This window comes from Rhodobacter maris, assembly GCF_900217815.1.
In the GTDB taxonomy this organism is placed as follows: Bacteria; Pseudomonadota; Alphaproteobacteria; order Rhodobacterales; family Rhodobacteraceae; genus Rhodobacter; species Rhodobacter maris.
Window position 1 is genome coordinate 1 of sequence record NZ_OBMT01000044.1, and the last position, 2181, is coordinate 2181.

General features: G+C 64.0%; 3 protein-coding genes and 1 pseudogene. All 4 read right to left on the minus strand.

The window, feature by feature from the left end; genetic code table 11:
• The coding region (locus CRO22_RS18405; protein WP_141399496.1) for a response regulator at nt 1-204 on the minus strand (204 nt) is incomplete at its 3' end.
• Between the two features lie 7 nt (nt 205-211).
• The gene (locus CRO22_RS18410) at nt 212-1093 is read right to left on the minus strand and encodes a CheR family methyltransferase (protein WP_097071591.1); all 882 of its coding nucleotides are present in this window, start codon (nt 1091-1093) and stop codon (nt 212-214) included.
• Between the two features lie 76 nt (nt 1094-1169).
• Nucleotides 1170-1643 (minus strand): chemotaxis protein CheW, encoded by a 474-nt coding sequence (locus tag CRO22_RS18415; RefSeq protein WP_097071592.1) that lies wholly within the window; start codon nt 1641-1643, stop codon nt 1170-1172.
• Nucleotides 1644-1707: 64 nt separating this feature from the next.
• A pseudogene (locus CRO22_RS18420) lies at nt 1708-2181 on the minus strand (methyl-accepting chemotaxis protein); the annotation flags it as partial.

Here is a 2181-nt window from a genome sequence, read left to right on the forward strand (position 1 = left end):
CGGCATCTCGATATCAAGGATCATCACATCGGGCACCTCGCGGGAGATGCGCTCGGCCGCGACATAGGGATCGCCCGCGGTGCCCATCACCTCAAAGCCGGGATCGCTTTCGATGATCTCCGTCAGCGCGCGCCGCACCGAAGCGGAATCGTCAACGATCAGAACTCGGTAACGCTTGCCCTTGGCGGAACCTGCATTGCTCATCGCACCCTCACTGCAATTGAAAAATGGCCGGCGCAACCTGACGCACCGGCAGATCATAGGCGACTGAAGTTTCGGAATGGCCGACGAACAGATAGCCGCCCGGCCGCAGATGGCTGATGAGGCGGCGCGTCACGGCCACCTGCACCTCGCGCTCGAAATAGATCAGCACATTGCGCAGAAAAATCACGTCGAAATGGTGCTCGAACGGGTAGGTGCGGTCCATCAGGTTGAGATGGGCAAAGCGCACCCGTTCACGCAGTTCCGGAACGATCCGGACCTCGTTCTGGCGCGGATCGCGCGCTTGAAGAAGGTAGCGGTGACGCATCTGCCCCGGAACCGGGGCAACGAAATCGCTCGGATAGACCGCCCGATGCGCGTGGCGCAGCATGGCGGTGGAAATATCGGTGCCGAGGATCGAAAAGTCGAAGCGCCGGTTGCGATCGATAAGCGAGGAGAGGACCATCGCGAGCGTATAGGCCTCGGCCCCATTCGAGCTGGCCGCGCTCCAGAAGTGCAGATGGGGAGACCGCTCATGCTGATGCTGCGTCATCAGCGCTGCGATCCCCGGCCCGGCGAGGAACCGGAAATGGTCGGGCTCGCGGAAGAAATCGGTCTTGTTGGTGGTGACGACATCGACCAGATGCGATGCTTCCGTTTCGAGCCCGCCCTCGTCGAACAGGAAGCGGCAATAAGCCTCCATATTTGCCATGCCATGTGCCCTGACCCGCTTGCGCAGCCGCGCCTCGATCATCGTGCGCTTGCCCGGCGGCAGACGGATCCCGGTCTTGCCATTGATCAGCTCGGCGATCCGGTTGAAATCGCGTTCGGCAAGGTGATCGGACGGCGCATGCTGGGAACGCCCCCTGTCGACAGTCGTGTGGAAAGACATCGAAAGCTCTCTGAACTGGTTATCTGTACCGGGCCGGGCGACCGATCCCACCCGGCGTCATCTCTGACGCCTTCCCTCAGGCGGCAAGCCCCCTCGGTCCGGGCGTTTCGCCCGCACCGGCAAAGAGCCGATCAAGATCGATCACGGTCACGAAACTCCCGTTGCGCCGGCCGACACCCGCCACATAATCGCTGCGCCAGGCAGCGCCGACCTCGGGCGGGGGTTCGAGCGCTTCCTCGTCGAGTGCCGTGACCTCGAACACGCGGTCGGTCTTCAACCCGAGCCAGCGCAGGCTGCCGCCGATGGAGGCCTCAAGCACAATGATGCGGGTGTTGTGGGTGTCTGCCGCGGTCGGTAACGCAAGGCGCAGCCGCAGGTCGATCACCGGCACGCTCTGGCCGCGCACGTCGATCATGCCAATGAAATCCGCCGGCGCCTGCGGCATCACAGCAACGGATTGCGTTTCAAGGATCTGCTGCACCCGCGCGACCGGCACCGCAAACAGGCTGTCAGCGGCGCCGAGGGTTACATATTGGGTCTGATCTGCCATGCTCGGTCTCCCGGGGACTGTGCGGACCGGCCGCCTGAGGCGGCCGGCAACTCTTTGACAAAGCTCAGGCAGCGCTGCTGCGCATGAACTGGCTGTCGAGTTCCGCCTCGGCATCCATGTCGAGCGCGAACCCGCCGCGGCTACGCCCCGCCGCAGCGCCGCTGGACGCGCTCTCGTCCTTCATCCGGGCGGCACGACGCTTGCGCCCATCAGCCCCCTGAGCGCCCTTGCTCACCGTGTCGCTCATCTTGACGCGGAAGTAACCGATCACTTTCTGCAGCTGCGAGGACTGGCTTTCGAGCTCCTCGGCGGTGGCGGCAATTTCTTCCGACGCAGAGGTGTTTTGCTGCGTGACCTTGTCGAGCTGCTGGATCGCGACGTTGATCTGCGAGGCCCCCGCATTCTGCTCCTGGCTGGCGTTCGAGATCTCCGCCACGAGTTCCGCGGTGCGCTGGATGTCGGGCACCAGACGGCCGAGCATCTCGCCCGCCTGCTGCGCGGCCTTGACCGTATCGCCCGAAAGCCCGGAGATCTCCTG

Coding starts and splice junctions, on each gene's coding strand:
- CRO22_RS18415 (WP_097071592.1), bottom strand. CDS start 1,643: ATGGCAGATCAGACCCAATATGTAACCCTCGGCGCCGCTGACAGCCTG.
- CRO22_RS18410 (WP_097071591.1), bottom strand. CDS start 1,093: ATGTCTTTCCACACGACTGTCGACAGGGGGCGTTCCCAGCATGCGCCG.